The 16,136-nt window shown below is 67.4% G+C and carries 18 protein-coding genes; 8 read left to right on the top strand and 10 right to left on the bottom strand.

Going from position 1 to position 16,136, the window contains the following annotated elements; translation table 11 throughout:
• Positions 1 to 214 precede the first annotated feature (214 nt).
• From BMY22_RS09480 to rsxA, 9 genes are read right to left on the bottom strand one after another with little or no spacing between them, the layout of a single operon-like run.
• Positions 215 to 610, bottom strand: coding sequence for a NifB/NifX family molybdenum-iron cluster-binding protein (locus BMY22_RS09480; RefSeq protein WP_090621485.1), 396 nt, complete (start codon positions 608 to 610; stop codon positions 215 to 217).
• Complete coding sequence (nifX, locus tag BMY22_RS09475) at positions 607 to 1,335, bottom strand: nitrogen fixation protein NifX (RefSeq protein WP_090621483.1); 729 nt, start codon at positions 1,333 to 1,335, stop codon at positions 607 to 609. The genes BMY22_RS09480 and nifX overlap by 4 nt, the downstream gene beginning before the upstream one ends.
• Positions 1,336 to 1,359: 24 nt before the next feature.
• Positions 1,360 to 1,623, bottom strand: a complete 264-nt coding sequence (locus tag BMY22_RS09470) for an RnfH family protein (RefSeq protein WP_090621482.1) — start codon at positions 1,621 to 1,623, stop codon at positions 1,360 to 1,362.
• A gap of 25 nt (positions 1,624 to 1,648) precedes the next feature.
• Complete coding sequence (locus BMY22_RS09465; RefSeq protein ID WP_090621480.1) at positions 1,649 to 2,365, bottom strand: electron transport complex subunit E; 717 nt, start codon at positions 2,363 to 2,365, stop codon at positions 1,649 to 1,651.
• Positions 2,366 to 2,378: 13 nt separating this feature from the next.
• Complete coding sequence (gene rsxG / locus BMY22_RS09460; RefSeq protein WP_090621479.1) at positions 2,379 to 3,068, bottom strand: electron transport complex subunit RsxG; 690 nt, start codon at positions 3,066 to 3,068, stop codon at positions 2,379 to 2,381.
• Positions 3,065 to 4,165, bottom strand: a complete 1,101-nt coding sequence (locus BMY22_RS09455) for an RnfABCDGE type electron transport complex subunit D (RefSeq protein ID WP_090621477.1) — start codon at positions 4,163 to 4,165, stop codon at positions 3,065 to 3,067. Before BMY22_RS09455 ends, rsxG begins: the two co-directional genes overlap by 4 nt.
• Positions 4,162 to 5,676: an electron transport complex subunit RsxC gene (gene rsxC, locus BMY22_RS09450; RefSeq protein WP_090621475.1), complete on the bottom strand. Its 1,515-nt coding sequence runs from the start codon at positions 5,674 to 5,676 to the stop codon at positions 4,162 to 4,164. Before rsxC ends, BMY22_RS09455 begins: the two co-directional genes overlap by 4 nt.
• Positions 5,677 to 5,696: 20 nt before the next feature.
• Entirely contained in the window at positions 5,697 to 6,221 is a 525-nt protein-coding gene (locus tag BMY22_RS09445; protein ID WP_090621473.1) for an RnfABCDGE type electron transport complex subunit B, read from the bottom strand.
• Positions 6,222 to 6,269: 48 nt separating this feature from the next.
• On the bottom strand, positions 6,270 to 6,842 hold the full coding sequence (gene rsxA, locus BMY22_RS09440; RefSeq protein ID WP_090621472.1) for an electron transport complex subunit RsxA: 573 nt from the start codon (positions 6,840 to 6,842) through the stop codon (positions 6,270 to 6,272).
• Positions 6,843 to 7,269: 427 nt separating this feature from the next.
• On the opposite strand from rsxA, the gene nifL reads away from it, so the two are divergent.
• From nifL to grxD, 8 genes are all read left to right on the top strand, one after another.
• Positions 7,270 to 8,829: a nitrogen fixation negative regulator NifL gene (gene nifL / locus BMY22_RS09435; RefSeq protein ID WP_090621470.1), complete on the top strand. Its 1,560-nt coding sequence runs from the start codon at positions 7,270 to 7,272 to the stop codon at positions 8,827 to 8,829.
• Positions 8,830 to 8,848: 19 nt separating this feature from the next.
• Entirely contained in the window at positions 8,849 to 10,417 is a 1,569-nt protein-coding gene (gene nifA, locus BMY22_RS09430) for a nif-specific transcriptional activator NifA (RefSeq protein WP_090621469.1), read from the top strand.
• Positions 10,418 to 10,696: 279 nt separating this feature from the next.
• Entirely contained in the window at positions 10,697 to 12,208 is a 1,512-nt protein-coding gene (gene nifB, locus BMY22_RS09425; RefSeq protein ID WP_090621467.1) for a nitrogenase cofactor biosynthesis protein NifB, read from the top strand.
• 41 nt (positions 12,209 to 12,249) lie between these two features.
• A complete protein-coding gene (locus BMY22_RS09420; RefSeq protein ID WP_090621466.1) occupies positions 12,250 to 12,528 on the top strand; it encodes a 4Fe-4S binding protein in 279 nt (92 codons plus the stop codon).
• Positions 12,529 to 12,541: 13 nt separating this feature from the next.
• A complete protein-coding gene (locus tag BMY22_RS09415; protein WP_090621464.1) occupies positions 12,542 to 12,985 on the top strand; it encodes an ArsC/Spx/MgsR family protein in 444 nt (147 codons plus the stop codon).
• Positions 12,985 to 13,572 carry a nitrogen fixation protein NifQ gene (locus BMY22_RS09410; RefSeq protein ID WP_090621462.1) on the top strand — a complete coding sequence of 196 codons (588 nt, stop codon included), beginning with the start codon at positions 12,985 to 12,987 and terminating at the stop codon, positions 13,570 to 13,572. The genes BMY22_RS09415 and BMY22_RS09410 overlap by 1 nt, the downstream gene beginning before the upstream one ends.
• On the top strand, positions 13,569 to 13,931 hold the full coding sequence (locus BMY22_RS09405) for a thiosulfate sulfurtransferase GlpE (protein WP_090621460.1): 363 nt from the start codon (positions 13,569 to 13,571) through the stop codon (positions 13,929 to 13,931). Before BMY22_RS09410 ends, BMY22_RS09405 begins: the two co-directional genes overlap by 4 nt.
• A gap of 10 nt (positions 13,932 to 13,941) precedes the next feature.
• Complete coding sequence (gene grxD / locus BMY22_RS09400) at positions 13,942 to 14,271, top strand: Grx4 family monothiol glutaredoxin (RefSeq protein WP_090621458.1); 330 nt, start codon at positions 13,942 to 13,944, stop codon at positions 14,269 to 14,271.
• A 165-nt stretch (positions 14,272 to 14,436) separates the two neighbouring features.
• Here the strand turns inward: grxD and norR are convergent, their stop codons facing one another.
• Positions 14,437 to 15,981, bottom strand: a complete 1,545-nt coding sequence (gene norR, locus BMY22_RS09395; protein WP_090621456.1) for a nitric oxide reductase transcriptional regulator NorR — start codon at positions 15,979 to 15,981, stop codon at positions 14,437 to 14,439.
• Between the last annotated feature and the right edge of the window lie 155 nt (positions 15,982 to 16,136).

The following is a 16,136-nucleotide window of genomic DNA, read 5'->3' as shown; positions in this document are numbered from 1 at the left end:
CGGCGAAAGCCTTCAGCTCCGGCTGACACAGGCCTGGCGGCGCTCGCGCGCAGCAGCGGGCATCCGGGGCCGGGTTCGGCAGCCTGGAGAAAGCCCCACGCACGGCGGGCGGAAAGGGTGTTGACCAAGACGGGAAAAGGACGGGGCGCAGCGGGGGATACGGGGGAATTGCGGCAAGGGGCGGCGTGGCCGCCGCCCCTCGGGAAGGCGACAGCTAGTGCTGGTGCCCTTCCCCGCCGCAGGAGTGCTCGTCGTGGGGCTTGCCGGGCGGCAGCTCGTTGGCCAGGTAGGCCTTGACCGCCCGTTCCGGGTCGCTCTCGCCGGTGGTGAGCAAGGTCACCCCGCGCTCGCCGAGACGGCGGATCACGCCATCGCCGGCGGTCGCGGCGATGGCCACGTCCATGCCGTGCAACGGATGCCGCTCGGGGTACTCGGTAGTGTGCCAGAGGTGCAGGGAGGCCTGCTCCTCCAGCTCGATGGCATAGATGTTCGCCGGCGCCTGGCCGGGCCAGACGTCGAACACCACCCAGCGCTGGGCACGCCCGGCATGGTCGGCCACCCGACCCTGGCGATCGACCGCCACGGCAATCAGTCGACGTGCTTCGCTCATGCCTTGACCACCTCTTCCTCGTCGGACACGGCGAAGCGCACGCGCTCTTCGGCGGCAACGCCGACGAACTTGGCCAGCCACGGCGGCGGCGAACCGGCCATGACCGCCTGCAGCTCGGCGATGGCTTCCTGCGCCGCACCGCCCTTGGGCTTCTTCAGCGGATGGATACCGGCGCGGACCACCTTGGCTGCCGCCGGTCCGCCGATGGAGACCACGTAGAGCACCTGGCAGTCCTGGATCTGCTCGACGCGCCAGGCGTTCTTGTCCTCGGCCAGCGCTACGTCCAGGGTCGAGCGGATCTCGACCAGCGCCTTCTCCTTGGCGCTCACCTGATAGATGAGAAAGCGCAGGCAGGAACCGAAGTGCCCGTCCAACTGCTCGCCGTTGTTGGAGGCGATGGCCACGCGGATCGAGCCTTCCGGCATGCGCTCCAGCTTCACCGGCTGGGGCAGGCTGTCGACCTCGGCCTCGCCCCAGAGGATGCGTACCGCATCCTTCAGCGCCGACATGGGGGTGTCGAGCATGTCGACATCTTCCTCGGAGCCGGCCAGACCGATCTTCAGGTCGGTGACGCTCACGCCTTGCAGGCTTTCCTCGGTCAGCGGACCGTCGATCTGCTGATGCAGGATTTCCAGCAACTGGCCAACCGTGGTACCGGGCAGAGCCCTGGCAGCCAGGGCAATACGCAGGGCGGTTTCGCGACTCATGTTCACGGGGGTTACCATAAGCGGCCTCCTGGGCGACTCAACTCAAGCGTCATCGTCATCATCGTCGTCGTCGAGTACCCGCGTGATGCGCTGGTAGACCTCCACGCGGTCGCCTTCCTTGAGCGGACTGTCCAGCTTGACGAACTTGCCGAACACCCCGACTTTCTGCTTCTTCAGGTCGATGTCCGGGCAGCAGCGCAGCAGGCCGGACTGTTCGATCGCCTGCTCCACGCTGCAGCCGTCCTCCACCTTGCAGCTGAGCAGGAGGGGCTTGGCCGGATCGGCGTATACCACTGAAACTCTCATCTTGAACTCACTCCTCGGCCGGGGGTTACTGCAGGACCACCAGCTCGCCATGGGTCTTCTGCCGGCGTTCGGCGCGCTTGCGGTCGATCACCCGCTTGGCGGCCAGCAGGAAGCCTAGGACGATGAAGGCGCCCGGCGGCAGGATGGCCAGCAGGATGCCCTGGAAGTCGGGAATCACGGTGATTTCCATCCACTTGAAGTACGGGCCGAGCAGCGAGGACGCCTGGGAGAACAGGGTACCGCTGCCGAGGATCTCGCGGATACCGCCGATCACCACCAGCACGGCGGTAAAGCCGGCGCCCATGCCGGCGCCGTCGAGCATCGAGGGGATCACCGGATTCTTCAGGCAGAAGGACTCGGCACGGCCGAGCACCGCGCAGTTGGTCACGATCAGCGCGATGAACAGGCCGAGCACCTTGTACAGCTCGTGCATCCAGGCGTTCATCGCCATGTCGATCAGGGTCACCACGCCGGCGATCACACCGATCATCACCGGGTTGCGCACCTCCGGGGAGATGGTATGGCGCATCGACGAGATGAGCGCGTTGGTGAGGATCAGCACCAGGGTGGTGGCCAGGCCCATGCCCAGGCCGTTGGTGGCGGTGGTGGTCACCGCCAGGGTCGGGCAGAGCGCGAGCATCTGCACCAGGGCGACGTTGTAGTCCCACAGGGCCGAGGTGAAGTAGTGCCACGGCACCTTCTTTTCGGGCGCACTGACGGTGGGGGCTCCGCATTGACTCATGGTTAGGCTCCTCTTACTCGGCTTTCAGCTGCTCGGCATGCCGGACCTGGAACTGCAGGCCCTGGAGCACGGTCTTGACCACGGCACGCGGGGTGATGGTGGCGCCGGCGAACTGGTCGAACTGGCCGCCGTCCTTCTTCACCTTCCACTTGTCCAGCGCGGTGTTGTCCAGCGACAGGCCGTCGAAGGACTTGATCCAGTCGCTGCGCGAAACCTCGATCTTGTCGGCCAGGCCGGGGGTTTCCTTGTGCGACAGGATGCGTACGCCGAGGATCTTGCCCTGGGCGTCGACGGCCATCATCTGGTTGACCGGGCCGCCGTAGCCGATGTTGCTGCCCTGGAAGACCACCGCGGTGAGCTTGCCCTGCAGGCGCGCCGGGAACACCTCGACCTCGCCGAGCTGTTCGTCCTGCACCTTGAAGCCGTCGGCCAGGGGGTTGTTGTCGTACAGCGCGTCGGGCAGCACCTGGCGCAGCGTGGCCAGCCGGTCAGCCATCTGCTGGTCGGCGATGGTGCCCCGGGTCATGACGTTGCCGACCAGCAGGAGCAGCGCCACCACGGCGCAGATCAGGCCCAGCGACAGGCCCTGGTAGGCCACCTGCGGGCGCCAGCGTTCCAGGCGCTCGAGGAGCGAAGGTTTGCCCGCGACCGTCTCGGCGGGCGCGGCGGCCTCTTCGGCCGGAGTCATCGTCGTCTGGTTCATACCTTGTCCACCTCTTTAACCTGGCTGGTCCACTTGGCCGCGACCAGCGGCTTGCCCCGGGTATTGCGGCCGTAGGCGCGCGGGCGCCAGTAACGGTCGATCAGCGGGGTCAGCGCGTTCATGAAGAGCACTGCGAAGGCCACCGCCTCGGGGAAACTGCCCCAGGTACGGATCACGTAGACCAGCACCCCGCAGCCGACGCCGAAGATCAGCCGCCCTGCGCGGCTGATCGGCGAGGTGACCGGGTCGGTGGCGATGAAGAAGGCGCCCAGGATCAGGCCGCCGGAAGTCAGGTGATAGAGCCCGCCGGCATAGCGCTCGGGATTGATCAAGTAGGCGAGGGCCGCCATCACGAACACGCTCGCCAGCATGGCGACCGGGATCTCCCAGTGGATGATCCGGCGCAGCACCAGCCAGCCGCCGCCGACCAGCAGCAGCAGCTCCGAGGTCTCGCCAAGGCTGCCGGGGGTGCTGCCGAACAGTGCCGAGATCACGCTGAAGCTGCCGGCCAGGATGTCCTCGGCGGTGCGATGGAGGGTCAGTTCGGTCTTCAGGTTGCCCAGCGCGGTGGCGCCGGTCATGCCGTCGGCCAGCGGAGCGCCGCCGAAGGTGATCGCCAGGCTGTCGAAAAAGCCCGGGGCCGACGCCGAGAACAGCGGGTGGGGCAGCGCCCAGGTGGTCATGTGCAGCGGGAAGGCGATCAGCAGGGCGACCCGCGCCAGCATGGCCGGGTTGAAGATGTTCTGGCCGATGCCGCCGTACAGCTGCTTGCCGATGCCGATGGCGAAGAGGCTGCCGCCGACGCCGATCCACCAGGGCGCCCACGGCGGCAGGGAAATCGCCAGCAGCCAGCCGGTGAGCAGGGCCGAACCATCGAGCAGGCGGCGCATCGGCTGCCCCATCAGGTGCAGGCAGGCCGCCTCGATGGCCAGGGCGCTGGCGCAGGTGACCAGCCACAGGTTGATCGCCGGCCAGCCGAACATCACCAGGCCGAACAGGGTGGCCGGGGTGAGCGCCAGGCACACGTCCAGCATGATGCGGTTGACCGAGGAGCGGTCGTGGGCGAACGGCCCCGCCGCGACGCTGATGGTACTCATGACTCTACCTCACTGCTCGGCTCGCCAGCCGGCTTGGTGTCTTTCGCCTTGGCGGCCTTGGCGGCCTCCTTGGCGGCCTTGGCCGCCTCCTTGGCGGCTTTGGCGGCGGCCTTGGCGGCCTCTTCTTCTGCCAGACGCGCGGCGCGGGCCTCGGTCTGACGCTTGATGTGGTCGGACTTGCGGGCCGCGCTGCGGCGCTCGTCCTGCTGGCCCTTGGCGTACTGGAAGTACTGCACCAGCGGGATGTGCGAGGGGCAGACGTAGGAGCAGCAGCCACAGAGGATGCAGTCGCGCAGGCCGTATTCGCTGGCGCCGTCGTAGTCGTCGACGCGGGCGTAGAGGGCCATGTCCAGCGGGGTCAGGCCCATCGGGCAGGCGTCCACGCAGCTCGCGCAGCGGATGCACGGCGCCGGGTCCTTGTTCGGCAGCTCGTGCCGGGCCAGCGCCAGCAACCCGGTGGCGCCCTTGATCACCGGCACCTGGGTGGAAGGCAGCACCGCGCCCATCATCGGCCCGCCGAGCAGCAGCTGCTCGGGGGTGCCGGTCAGGCCGCCGCAGGCATCGATGAGCGCCTGGACCGGGGTACCGATCAGCACGTCGAGGTTCTGCGGGGTCTTCACGCAGGCGCCGGACACCGTGACCACCCGCGAGATCAGCGGGCGGCCGAAACGCAGGGCCTGCTGGATGGCGTACACGGTACCGGCGTTGTGCACCAGCACGCCGACGTCGGTACTGCGCCCGCCGGCCGGCACTTCGCGACCGGTGACCGCCTGGATCAGCTGCTTGGCCGAACCCATGGGATAAAGCGCCGGCACCGACACCACCTCGATGGCGCCGAAATGTTCGGCGGCGGCGCGCATCGCGGCCAGGGCCTCGGGCTTGTTGTCCTCGATGGCGATGACCACGCTGTAGGCGCGCAGGATGTGCTGGATCAGCCGGGCGCCGTCGACGATGTCCTCGGCGCGCTCGCGCATGATCCGGTCGTCGCAGGTCAGGTAGGGCTCGCATTCGCTGCCGTTGACCACCACGGTCTTGATCTCGTGGCGGGTGCCCTGCTTGAGCTTGACCGCCGCCGGGAAGATCGCCCCGCCGAGACCGACGATGCCGGCCTGGGCGACGCGGTCGGCGAGCACCAGCGGGTCCTCGGCGAACGGATCGCCGGACACCTCGAGGTCGATCCAACGGTCTTCACCGTCGCTTTCGAGGACGATGCCGGTGGTGGTCAGACCCGACGGGTGCGGGGCGGGAATCGGCCCGATGGCGACGATGCGCCCCGAGGTGGGGGCGTGTACCGGCGCGGAGACCTCGGTGGGCGGGAAGGCCAGCAGTTGGCCCTTGAGCACCGTGTCGCCGACCTTGACCATCGGCAGGGCCTCGGCCCCGGCATGCTGGCGCAGCGGCAGGTAGAGACGCGGTGGCAGCGGCAGGCTGCCGATGGGCTGCGCGGCCGAAAGATCCTTGTGGGCGGCCGGATGGACGCCACCGCGGATACTGGAAAGATTGAAGTGCATGCGAAGGCTCCGTAATCGACTCAGGCGGCGGCGGGCTTGTCCCAGCGCCAGGTGTCCAGGGTCTGCTCCTGCGGGGCCAGGAGGACGCAGTCTTCCGGACAGGCGTCGCGGCACTTGCCGCAACCGGTGCAGGCATCCTCCAGCACCACGTGGACCTGCCCGCTGGCGCCGACGATGGCGTCGGTGGGGCAGGCACGGTAGCAGCGGGTGCAGCCGATGCATTGCGAGGCTTCCACCCGCGCCATCATGGGGGCGGCCATCTGGCTGGCATCCAGGGCCACGCCGAGGATCGCGGCGAGCTTCTCGGCCAGACCCACGCCGCCGGGCGGGCAGCAGGTGACTGCCGCATTGCCCTCGACGATCGCCGTGGCGGCGGCGCCGCAGCCCGGGAAGCCGCACTGTCCGCACTGGCTGCCCGGCATCAGGTCACTGACTTCCTTGATCAGGGGGTTTTCGTCGCTGACTGCGAACTTGCGCGCCGCCAGGCCGAGGCCGCAGCCCAGGAGCACGCCCATCACGGCCAGAGCCAGAGTTGCCTCTATCATAAATTGCCCTCCTCTCGTCGCCGGTCGTGCCGGCCGTCAGTGTCAGAATCAGATCAGGCCGCCAAAGCCCATGAAGGCCAGCGCCAGCAGGCCGGCGGTGACGAAGGCGATCGGCGGACCGGAAAAGGCGGCCGGCACGTTGGCCAGGGCCAGACGCTCGCGCAGCCCGGCGAAGATGATCATGATCAGCGAGAAGCCCAGGCCCGAGCCCAGGCCGAACAGCACGGCCATGGTCAGGTTGTGGCCTTCGCGCACGCTGAGCAGCGGTACGCCGAGCACGGCGCAGTTGGTGGTGATCAGCGGCAGGTAGATGCCCAGCGAGCGGTACAGCGGCGGGCTGACCTTGCGGATGATCATCTCGATCAGCTGCACCATGCCGGCGATGACCACGATGTAGGCGAGGATGCGGATGAAGCCGATGCCCAGCGGCAGCAGCACGTAGTGCTCGAGCAGCCAGCTGCTGGCGCCGCCGAGGGCCATCACCAGCGTGGTGGCCACGGCCATGCCGATCGAGGGGTCGAGTTTGCTCGACACGCCCATGAACGGACACAGGCCCAGAAAGCCCACCAGCACCACGTTGTGAACCAGCACGGTGCCTAACAGAAACAAAACGTAATCCATAGCGACCTCACCTACTCGGCTGAACCTTATCCATGCACCTTTGTCGGGCGCACGCTATTGCCGAGTGTTTTCTGCATCAAGCATGCCACCGCTCAAAATTTGTCCGGGCGCACCTTGCATGCCCCGAAAAGATTGACCTAAATCAATAAATGACTTCGCCAGGCCGACCGCCTATCCACCCGGCGCCCCCGGTTTTGTAAGGTTTGTGACAGCTCGTTACGGCGCCCGCCGCCCGGCTGTGCGCTTTCGCACAGCTTGAGAGCGATGCCCCCGGAAAACCGCCGCGGCGCGATTTTCCCCAGCAACCCGAGGTGCCCCGGCATCCGATGTACGGCACAGGATTTGCTAATTTTTTCAGGCCAAACGCACCGCTCCGGCAGACGCGCACCCCGCGATCGCCGGTTCCCCTGGATAGACGAGGCACAGCATGACCCCGGCCAACCCGACCCTGAGCAACGAGCCACGCGCGCCTCACGCCGAGAGCGACGAGCTGCTCCCCGAGATCTTCCGCCAGACGGTGGAGCATGCGCCCATCGCCATCTCCATCACCGACCTCAAGGCCAACATCCTTTATGCCAACCGCGCCTTCCGCACCATCACCGGCTACGACAGCGAGGAAGTGCTCGGCAAGAACGAATCGATGCTCTCCAACGGCACCACGCCGCGCCTGGTCTATCAGGCACTGTGGGGCCGGCTGTCGCAGAAGAAGCCCTGGTCCGGCGTGCTGGTCAACCGGCGCAAGGACCAGAGCCTGTACCTCGCCGAACTGACCGTGGCACCGGTGCTCAACGAGGCCGGCGAGACCATCTACTACTTGGGCATGCACCGCGACACCAGCGAATTGCACGAACTGGAACAACGCGTCAACAACCAGCGCCTGATGATCGAGGCAGTGGTCAACGCCGCGCCGGCGGCGATGATCGTGCTCGACCGCCAGCACCGGGTGATGCTCTCCAACCCGAGCTTCTGCCGCCTGGCCCGCGACCTGGTCGAGGACGGCAGCAGCGAAAGCCTGGTGGCGCTGCTGCGGGAAAACCTCGCCGCCGCCTTCGAAACTCTGGAGAACCAGGGCAGCGCCTTTTCCGGCAAGGAGATCTCCTTCGACCTCGGCGGCCGCTCGCCGCGCTGGCTGTCCTGCCACGGCCGGGCCATCCACATCGAGGACGAGCAGGCCCACGTGTTCTTCGCCCCCACCGAGGAGCGCTACCTGCTGCTGACCATCAACGACATCTCCGAGCTGCGCCAGAAGCAGCAGGACTCGCGGCTCAACGCGCTGAAGGCGCTGATGGCCGAGGAGGAGCTGCTGGAGGGCATGCGCGAGACCTTCAATGCCGCCATCCACCGCCTGCAGGGGCCGGTCAACCTGATCAGCGCGGCGATGCGCATGCTCGAGCGGCGTCTCGGCGACCAGGCCGGCAACGACCCGGTGCTGAGCGCCATGCGCGAGGCCAGCGCCGCCGGCATGGAGGCGCTGGACAACCTCAGCGGCTCGATCCCGGTGCGCCTGGGCGAAACCAAGATGCCGGTCAACCTCAACCAGTTGATCCGCGAAGTGATCACCCTGTGCACCGACCAGTTGCTGGCCCAGGGCATCGTCGTCGACTGGCAGCCGGCGCTGCGCCTGCCCTGGGTGATGGGCGCGGAAAGCGGCCTGCGCAGCATGATCAAGCATCTGGTCGACAACGCCATCGAGTCGATGAGCCAGAACCAGGTCAGCCGCCGCGAGCTGTTCATCAGCACCCGCGTGGAGAACCATCTGGTACGCATGGAGATCACCGACAGCGGCCCGGGCATCCCGTCCGACCTGGTGCTGAAGGTGTTCGAACCGTTCTTCAGCACCAAGCCGCCCCACCGCGTCGGACGCGGCATGGGCCTGCCGGTGGTCCAGGAGATCGTCGCCAAGCACGCCGGCATGGTGCATGTCGACACCACCTATCGCGAGGGCTGCCGAATCGTCGTCGAGCTGCCCTTCTCGGCCTCCACTTGAACAGCGACAGGGAATGCCCATGAATGCAACCATCCCTCAGCGCTCGACCAAACAGACCCAGGTCGAACTCTATGACCTGCAATTGCAGGCCCTGGCGAGCATCGCCCGCACCCTCAGCCGCGAGCAGCAGATCGATGAGCTGCTCGAACAGGTCCTCGCCGTGCTGCACAACGACCTCGGCCTGCTGCACGGCCTGGTGACCATTTCCGATCCGGAGCACAGCGCCCTGCAGATCGGCGCCATCCACACCGATTCGGAAGCGGTCGCCCAGGCCTGCGAGGGGGTGCGCTACCGGAGCGGCGAAGGCGTGATCGGCAACGTGCTCAAGCACGGCAACAGCGTGGTCCTCGGGCGCATCTCCGCCGACCCGCGCTTTCTCGACCGCTTGGCGCTGTACGACCTGGAAATGCCCTTCATCGCCGTGCCGATCAAGAACCCCGAGGGCAACACCATCGGCGTGCTGGCGGCCCAGCCGGACTCTCGCGCCGACGAGCAGATGCCGGCGCGCACGCGCTTTCTGGAGATCGTCGCCAACCTGCTGGCGCAGACCGTGCGCCTGGTGGTGAACATCGAGGACGGCCGCGAGGCCGCCGACGAGCGCGACGAACTGCGCCGCGAGGTGCGCGGCAAGTACGGCTTCGAGAACATGGTGGTGGGCCACACCCCCACCATGCGCCGGGTCTTCGACCAGATCCGCCGGGTCGCCAAGTGGAACAGCACCGTGCTGGTGCTCGGCGAGTCCGGCACCGGCAAGGAGCTGATCGCCAGCGCCATCCACTACAACTCGCCGCGCGCGCACCGCCCGTTCGTGCGCCTGAACTGCGCCGCGCTGCCGGAAACCCTGCTCGAGTCCGAACTCTTCGGCCACGAGAAGGGCGCCTTCACCGGCGCGGTGAAGCAGCGCAAGGGACGCTTCGAACAGGCCGACGGCGGCACCCTGTTCCTCGACGAGATCGGCGAGATCTCGCCGATGTTCCAGGCCAAGCTGCTGCGCGTGCTGCAGGAAGGCGAGTTCGAGCGGGTCGGCGGCAACCAGACGGTGCGGGTCAACGTGCGGATCGTCGCCGCCACCAACCGCGACCTGGAAAACGAGGTGGAAAAGGGCAAGTTCCGCGAGGACCTCTACTACCGCCTGAACGTCATGGCCATCCGCATCCCGCCGCTGCGCGAGCGCACCGCCGACATTCCCGAGCTGGCGGAATTCCTCCTCAGCAAGATCGGCCGCCAGCAGGGCCGCCCACTGACCGTCACCGACAGCGCGATCCGCCTGCTGATGAGCCACCGCTGGCCGGGCAACGTGCGCGAGCTGGAGAACTGCCTGGAGCGCTCGGCGATCATGAGCGAGGACGGCACCATCACCCGCGACGTGGTTTCGCTGACCGGGGTCGACAACGAGAGTCCGCCGCTCGCCGCTCCGCTGCCCGAGGTCAACCTCGCCGACGAGAACCTCGACGACCGCGAGCGGGTGATCGCTGCCCTCGAACAGGCCGGCTGGGTGCAGGCCAAGGCCGCGCGCCTGCTGGGCATGACGCCGCGGCAGATCGCCTACCGCATCCAGACCCTCAACATCCACATGCGCAAGATCTGACAGGAACCCCCGGCAATGGATGGCCGGACCTCCCTCCCCTCTTCCCGAACCCGCCCGCCACGGGCCTCCGCCCACGGCGGCGGCACCTTCCCCATCCCTGTTCGCCACACTTGTCGCTTGTCGTACAGAAGCGCGCGCCGAGCCGTGCGGATTTGTCCGTTGCGCGACAAACCGGACCCTGAATTTTCAACTAAATCCTTTAAAAACAGATACTTAATTAATCGGCACGGGTATTGCTGGGCTCTTGGGGTAAAGACTCTCTCAGCCGGAGACCAGACCATGGAACTGAGCGTACTTGGGCAAAACAATGGGGGGCAGCAAAGCGCTGGCGGCTGCTCCTCAAGTAGCTGCGGCAGCACGAACGATCAGCTCTCCCACCTGCCGGACCACATTCGCGAGAAGGTGCACAACCACCCCTGCTATTCGGAAGAAGCGCACCACTATTTCGCGCGGATGCACGTGGCGGTGGCCCCTGCTTGCAACATCCAGTGCCACTACTGCAACCGCAAGTACGACTGCGCCAACGAGTCGCGGCCGGGCGTGGTGTCCGAGGTACTGACCCCCGAACAGGCGGTCAAGAAGGTCAAGGCCGTGGCCGCCACCATCCCGCAGATGACCGTGCTCGGCATCGCCGGCCCCGGCGACCCTCTGGCCAACCCGCAGCGCACCCTCGAGACCTTCCGCATGCTCAGCGAGCAGGCGCCGGACATCAAGCTGTGCGTCTCCACCAACGGCCTGGCCCTGCCGGAGTGCGTCGACGAGCTGGCCAAGCACAACATCGACCACGTGACCATCACCATCAACTGCGTGGACCCCGAGGTCGGTGCCAAGATCTATCCGTGGATCTACTGGAACAACAAGCGCATTCGCGGCGTCAAGGCGGCCAAGATCCTCATCGAGCAGCAGCAGAAGGGTCTGGAGATGCTGGTCGCACGCGGCATCCTGGTGAAGGTCAACTCGGTGCTGATCCCCGGGGTCAACGACGAACACCTGAAGGAAGTGAGCAAGATCGTCAAGGCCAAGGGCGCCTTCCTGCACAACGTCATGCCGCTGATCGCCGAGCCCGAGCACGGCACCTTCTACGGCGTGATGGGCCAGCGCAGCCCCGAGCCGGAAGAACTGCAGGACCTGCAGGACGCCTGTGCCGGCGACATGAACATGATGCGCCATTGCCGCCAGTGCCGCGCCGATGCGGTCGGCATGCTCGGCGAGGATCGCGGCGACGAGTTCACCCTCGACAAGATCGAGTCGATGGACATCGACTACGAAGCGGCGATGGTCAAGCGCGCCGCCATCCATGCCGCGATCAAGGAAGAGCTGGACGAGAAGTCCGCGAAGAAGGCCCGGCTGGCTGGCCTGTCTGTTGCATCCGTACAGAACAGCACGAGCGGCCGCTACCGTCCGGTGCTGATGGCCGTGGCCACCAGCGGCGGCGGACTGATCAACCAGCACTTCGGCCATGCCAGCGAGTTCCTGGTGTACGAGGCCTCGACGTCCGGCGTGCGCTTCATCGGCCACCGCCGGGTCGACCAGTACTGCGTCGGCAACGACACCTGCGGCGAGAAGGAAAGTGCCCTTGCCGGCAGCCTGCGCGCCCTGAAAGGTTGCGAGGCGGTGCTCTGTTCGAAGATCGGTTTCGAGCCCTGGAGCGACCTGGAAGCCGCCGGCATCCAGCCCAATGGCGAACACGCCATGGAGCCGATCGAGGAAGCGGTCATGGCGGTCTACCGGGAAATGATCGAGTCGGGTCGCCTGGAAAATGACGGAGCCCTGCTGCAGGCCAAGGCCTGAGCAGGGTACGGGACAGTTCGAGGATTGCGTGGAGGTGCGTTATGGCGCTGAAGATTGTGGAATCCTGTGTCAATTGTTGGGCCTGTGTCGATGTCTGTCCGAGTGACGCGATCTCCGAGGGTGGCTCGCACTTCAAGATCAGTGCAAGCAAGTGCACCGAGTGCGACGGGGGCTACGAAGAAAAGCAGTGTGCGAGCATCTGTCCGGTCGAAGGCGCGATCCTGCTCGCCGACGGCACCCCCGCCAACCCCCCGGGCTCGCTGACCGGCATTCCTCCGGAGCGTCTGGCCGAAGCCATGCGCGAAATCCAGGCCCGCTGAGAGGAGAGCCGAGATGACCAGCACCAGTATCGTCTTCTACGAAAAACCCGGCTGCGCCACCAACCGTCTGCAGAAGCAGCTGTTGCGCTCGGCCGGCCTGCAGCTGGAAGTCCGCAATCTGCTCAGCGAACCCTGGACGTCCGAACGCCTGCGCTCGTTCTTCGGCGAGCGGCCGGTGGTCGAGTGGTTCAACCGCTCGGCGCCGGCGATCAAGTACGGCGAGTTGGACCCCGCGCAACTGACCGCCAGCCAGGCGCTGGAGATGATGCTGGCCAACCCGATCCTGATCCGTCGCCCGCTGATCCGCTACGGCTCGCAGTACATGGCCGGTTTCGACCTGGTCAAACTGTGTACCCACCTGCCGACCCAGGGCGATCTGCCCGAGCCCGATGCCGAGCTGGAAAGCTGCGCGGTCGGCCAGGGCTCGATCGGCTGCCTGGCCGCGGGGAGCCAGTAATGGCCTCGGCAGTGGCCTTCCAGGAGGCCATCCCGCCAGCCGTGCGCCAAGATGGCGCCAACCGCCTCTGGCTGGAGCAGATCGTCCGCTCCCAGCGCGGCGGACTGAGTTGCCTGCCGTTCCAGCTGGGCCTCGACGAGCAGAGCTACGCCGAGCTGATCCGCACCTATTTCCCCGCGCTGGCCACCCAGACCAGCGCCGGCCAGGGCTCGCTGGCCCACGAATGCAGCGAGCTGCGCGAAGACCTGCTGGAAATGCGCCGCGACGAATGGGAAGAACTGCGCGACCTGCTGCTCGGCAGCCGGCGCGGCGACGCCCCGGAGGAAATCTGGATCGCCAGCATCGTCGCCGCTGCCTGCCTGGGCGGCGACCACCTGTGGCGCGACCTGGGGCTGGAATCCCGCCAGCAGCTGCACGACCTTCTGACGCACAACTTCCCCAGCCTCGCCGCGCGCAACGTGCGCAACATGCGCTGGAAGAAGTTCTTCTACAAACAGCTGTGCGAACAGGAAGGCGGCTACGTCTGCCGCTCGCCCAGCTGCGAGCAGTGCCCCACCTACCACGACTGTTTCGGAGAAGAAGTATGACCCCGTTCGCCCGCATCGGCGTCGAGCAGGCCGAAGCCCTGCTGACCGGCCAGGACAATGTCATGCTGCTGGATACCCGCGACGCCCGCGCCTATTGCCAGGGGCACGATCCGCGCGCCATCCATCTCAGCGACCTGAACCTGCGCACCCTGCTGAAGGTCACCCCGAAGCAGGTGCACCTGATCTTCTGCTGCGCCGACGGCGATTCCAGCCCGGACATGGCGCGCCTGTTCGGCGAATTCGGCTTCATCAACTGCTACAGCCTGGAGGGTGGCTACGCCGCCTGGCAGGCCAGGCCGTCGCGCGCGGTCAAGGCACACGGCATCCGCGCGCAGCACACCGCTGCCCTGCCGGCATAAGGAGAGAACCATGCAAGTACTGGACACCGAAGCACGCATTCGCAAGCAGATCGCCGAGAACCCGGTGATCCTCTACATGAAGGGCACCCCCGCGGCACCGGAATGCGGCTTTTCCCGTGCCGCCGTCGGCGCCCTGAGCAAGATCGGCAAGCCCTTCGCCTTCGTCAACGTGCTGGCCGCCCCGCACATCCGCGAGAAGCTGCCGAAGCTGTTCCAGTGGCCTACCTTTCCGCAGCTGTTCGTCAACGGCGAACTGATCGGCGGCTGCGACATCGTCCTCGAGATGGAAGCCGACGGCAGCCTGCAAGCGCTGCTGGAAAAGGCCACCGCCCAGGCCTGACCCCGCTCCGGCACCCCACCGATCCGCCGGAGTTTGCTGCTTCTCGAACCGTAGGGCGTAGGGGGTGAAACCCGCCTTGTGGAGCGGCTCCCACCACGTCCGGCGGGTTGCACCCGCCCTACCAGCGGATCGCCGCAAGCTGGCTCCTACAACGGCGCCGCGCCCTCAGCGCAACCCCAGACGCCTGGCCAGGCGATGCAGGTTGGCGCGGTCCACGCCGAGCGCACGGGCCGCGGCGGCCCAGTTGTGGTCGTGGGCCTCGAGAGCGGCGAGGATGCGCTCGCGCTGGAACCCCTCCACCGCCTGGCGCAGGTCGCCCGTCGCCGGCGCCTGTGCGGCGTCGGCCGCAGGCGTCTCGCTGCTCACGGCAGCCGGCAGATCCAGCAGCTCCGGGCCGACGCTGAGAATCCGCCGGTGCTCGCCGCCGGCCATCGCCCTGAGCGCCGCACGGCCGATCAGGTGCTCCAGCTCGCGCACGTTGCCCGGCCAGTCGTAGGCGAGCAGCGCGGCCTGGGCCTCGGTACTCAGGCGCAGGCCGCGCAGGCCGAGGCGCGCGCGGTTCTCCTCGAGGAAGAAGCCGGCCAGCAGCAGCACGTCGCGGCCGCGCTCGCGCAGCGGCGGCACCGGCAGCGGATAGACGCTGAGGCGGTGGTAGAGGTCGGCGCGAAAGCGCTCGGCACGCACCTCGCCGGCCAGGTCGCGGTTGGTCGCGGCGATCACCCGCACGTCCACCCGGTGCTCGCGGTCGGAGCCGACCCGCTGCAGCTGGCCGCTCTGCAGCACCCGCAGCAGCTTGGCCTGCACCGCCAGCGGCAGTTCGCCGACCTCGTCGAGGAACAGGGTGCCGCCGTCGGCCAACTCGAACTTGCCGCTGCGCTCGGCCACCGCCCCGGAGAAGGCACCGCGCACGTGGCCGAACAGTTCGCTCTCCACCAGGGTATCGGGCAGCGCCGCGCAGTTCAGGCTGATCAACGGCTTGTGGGCACGCGCCGAAGCAGCGTGGATGGCCTGGGCCACCAGTTCCTTGCCGACCCCGGTCTCGCCGCTGACCAGCACGCTCAGGTCGCTGCCGGCGACCACCGCGATCTCCTCCAGCAGGCGCCGGTGGGCGCGGCTCTGGCCGATCAGTTCGTGACCGGCCTGGCGGTCGGCGGCCTCGCGGTAGGCCTCCATCAGCCGCTCGTCGCGCTCGGCGCGGCGGGTCAGCGCGCTGATCCGCTCGCCGACCTGCACGGTGGCGGCCGCCAGGCTGGCAAACGCCTCCAGGGTCGTCAGGTCGATGCCGTCGAAGCGCGCCGGGTCGAGGGCATCCAGGGTCAGCAGGCCCCAGGGGCGCTCGTCCAGGTACAGCGGACAGCCGAGGCAATCGTGGACCTCCAGTTGGCTGGAAAGTCCTTCGACTAGGCCGTCGTAGGGATCGGGCAGGCTGCAGTCGCTGGCGAAGCGGGTCGCACCGCGCCGCTCCAGCAGCGCCTGCAGGCGCGGGTGCTCGGCGAGGCGGAAGCGCCGCCCCAGGGTGTCCGGGCTCAGCCCGTCCACCGCCAGCGGTACCAAGAGATCGCCGTCCAGACGCAACAGCGCCGCGGCGTCGGCCGGCAGCAGCCGACGCAGAGCGCCGAGCAGGCGCCGGTAGCGCTCGTCCTCCGGCAGTTCGCGGGTCAGGTCGGCGACCAACGGAAGAAAGGCGGCAAGCAGCGGATGCGTAGTCATTTCGATAACATGCTGTCTGGTTGACTACGCAGCACCGTAGTCAAAAGAACAGCAATAGGCAACCGGCCGGCGATTTCCGCGGCCTGCGGCCCTGGCACGAAAACTGATGGCAATTACTGTATCGCTGGCGGCGCCTCGAGCGACCGCCCCCTTGC

Source organism: Azotobacter beijerinckii (assembly GCF_900110885.1).
Taxonomy (GTDB): Bacteria; Pseudomonadota; Gammaproteobacteria; order Pseudomonadales; family Pseudomonadaceae; genus Azotobacter; species Azotobacter beijerinckii.
This window is presented reverse-complemented; position numbering and strand designations above follow the sequence as displayed.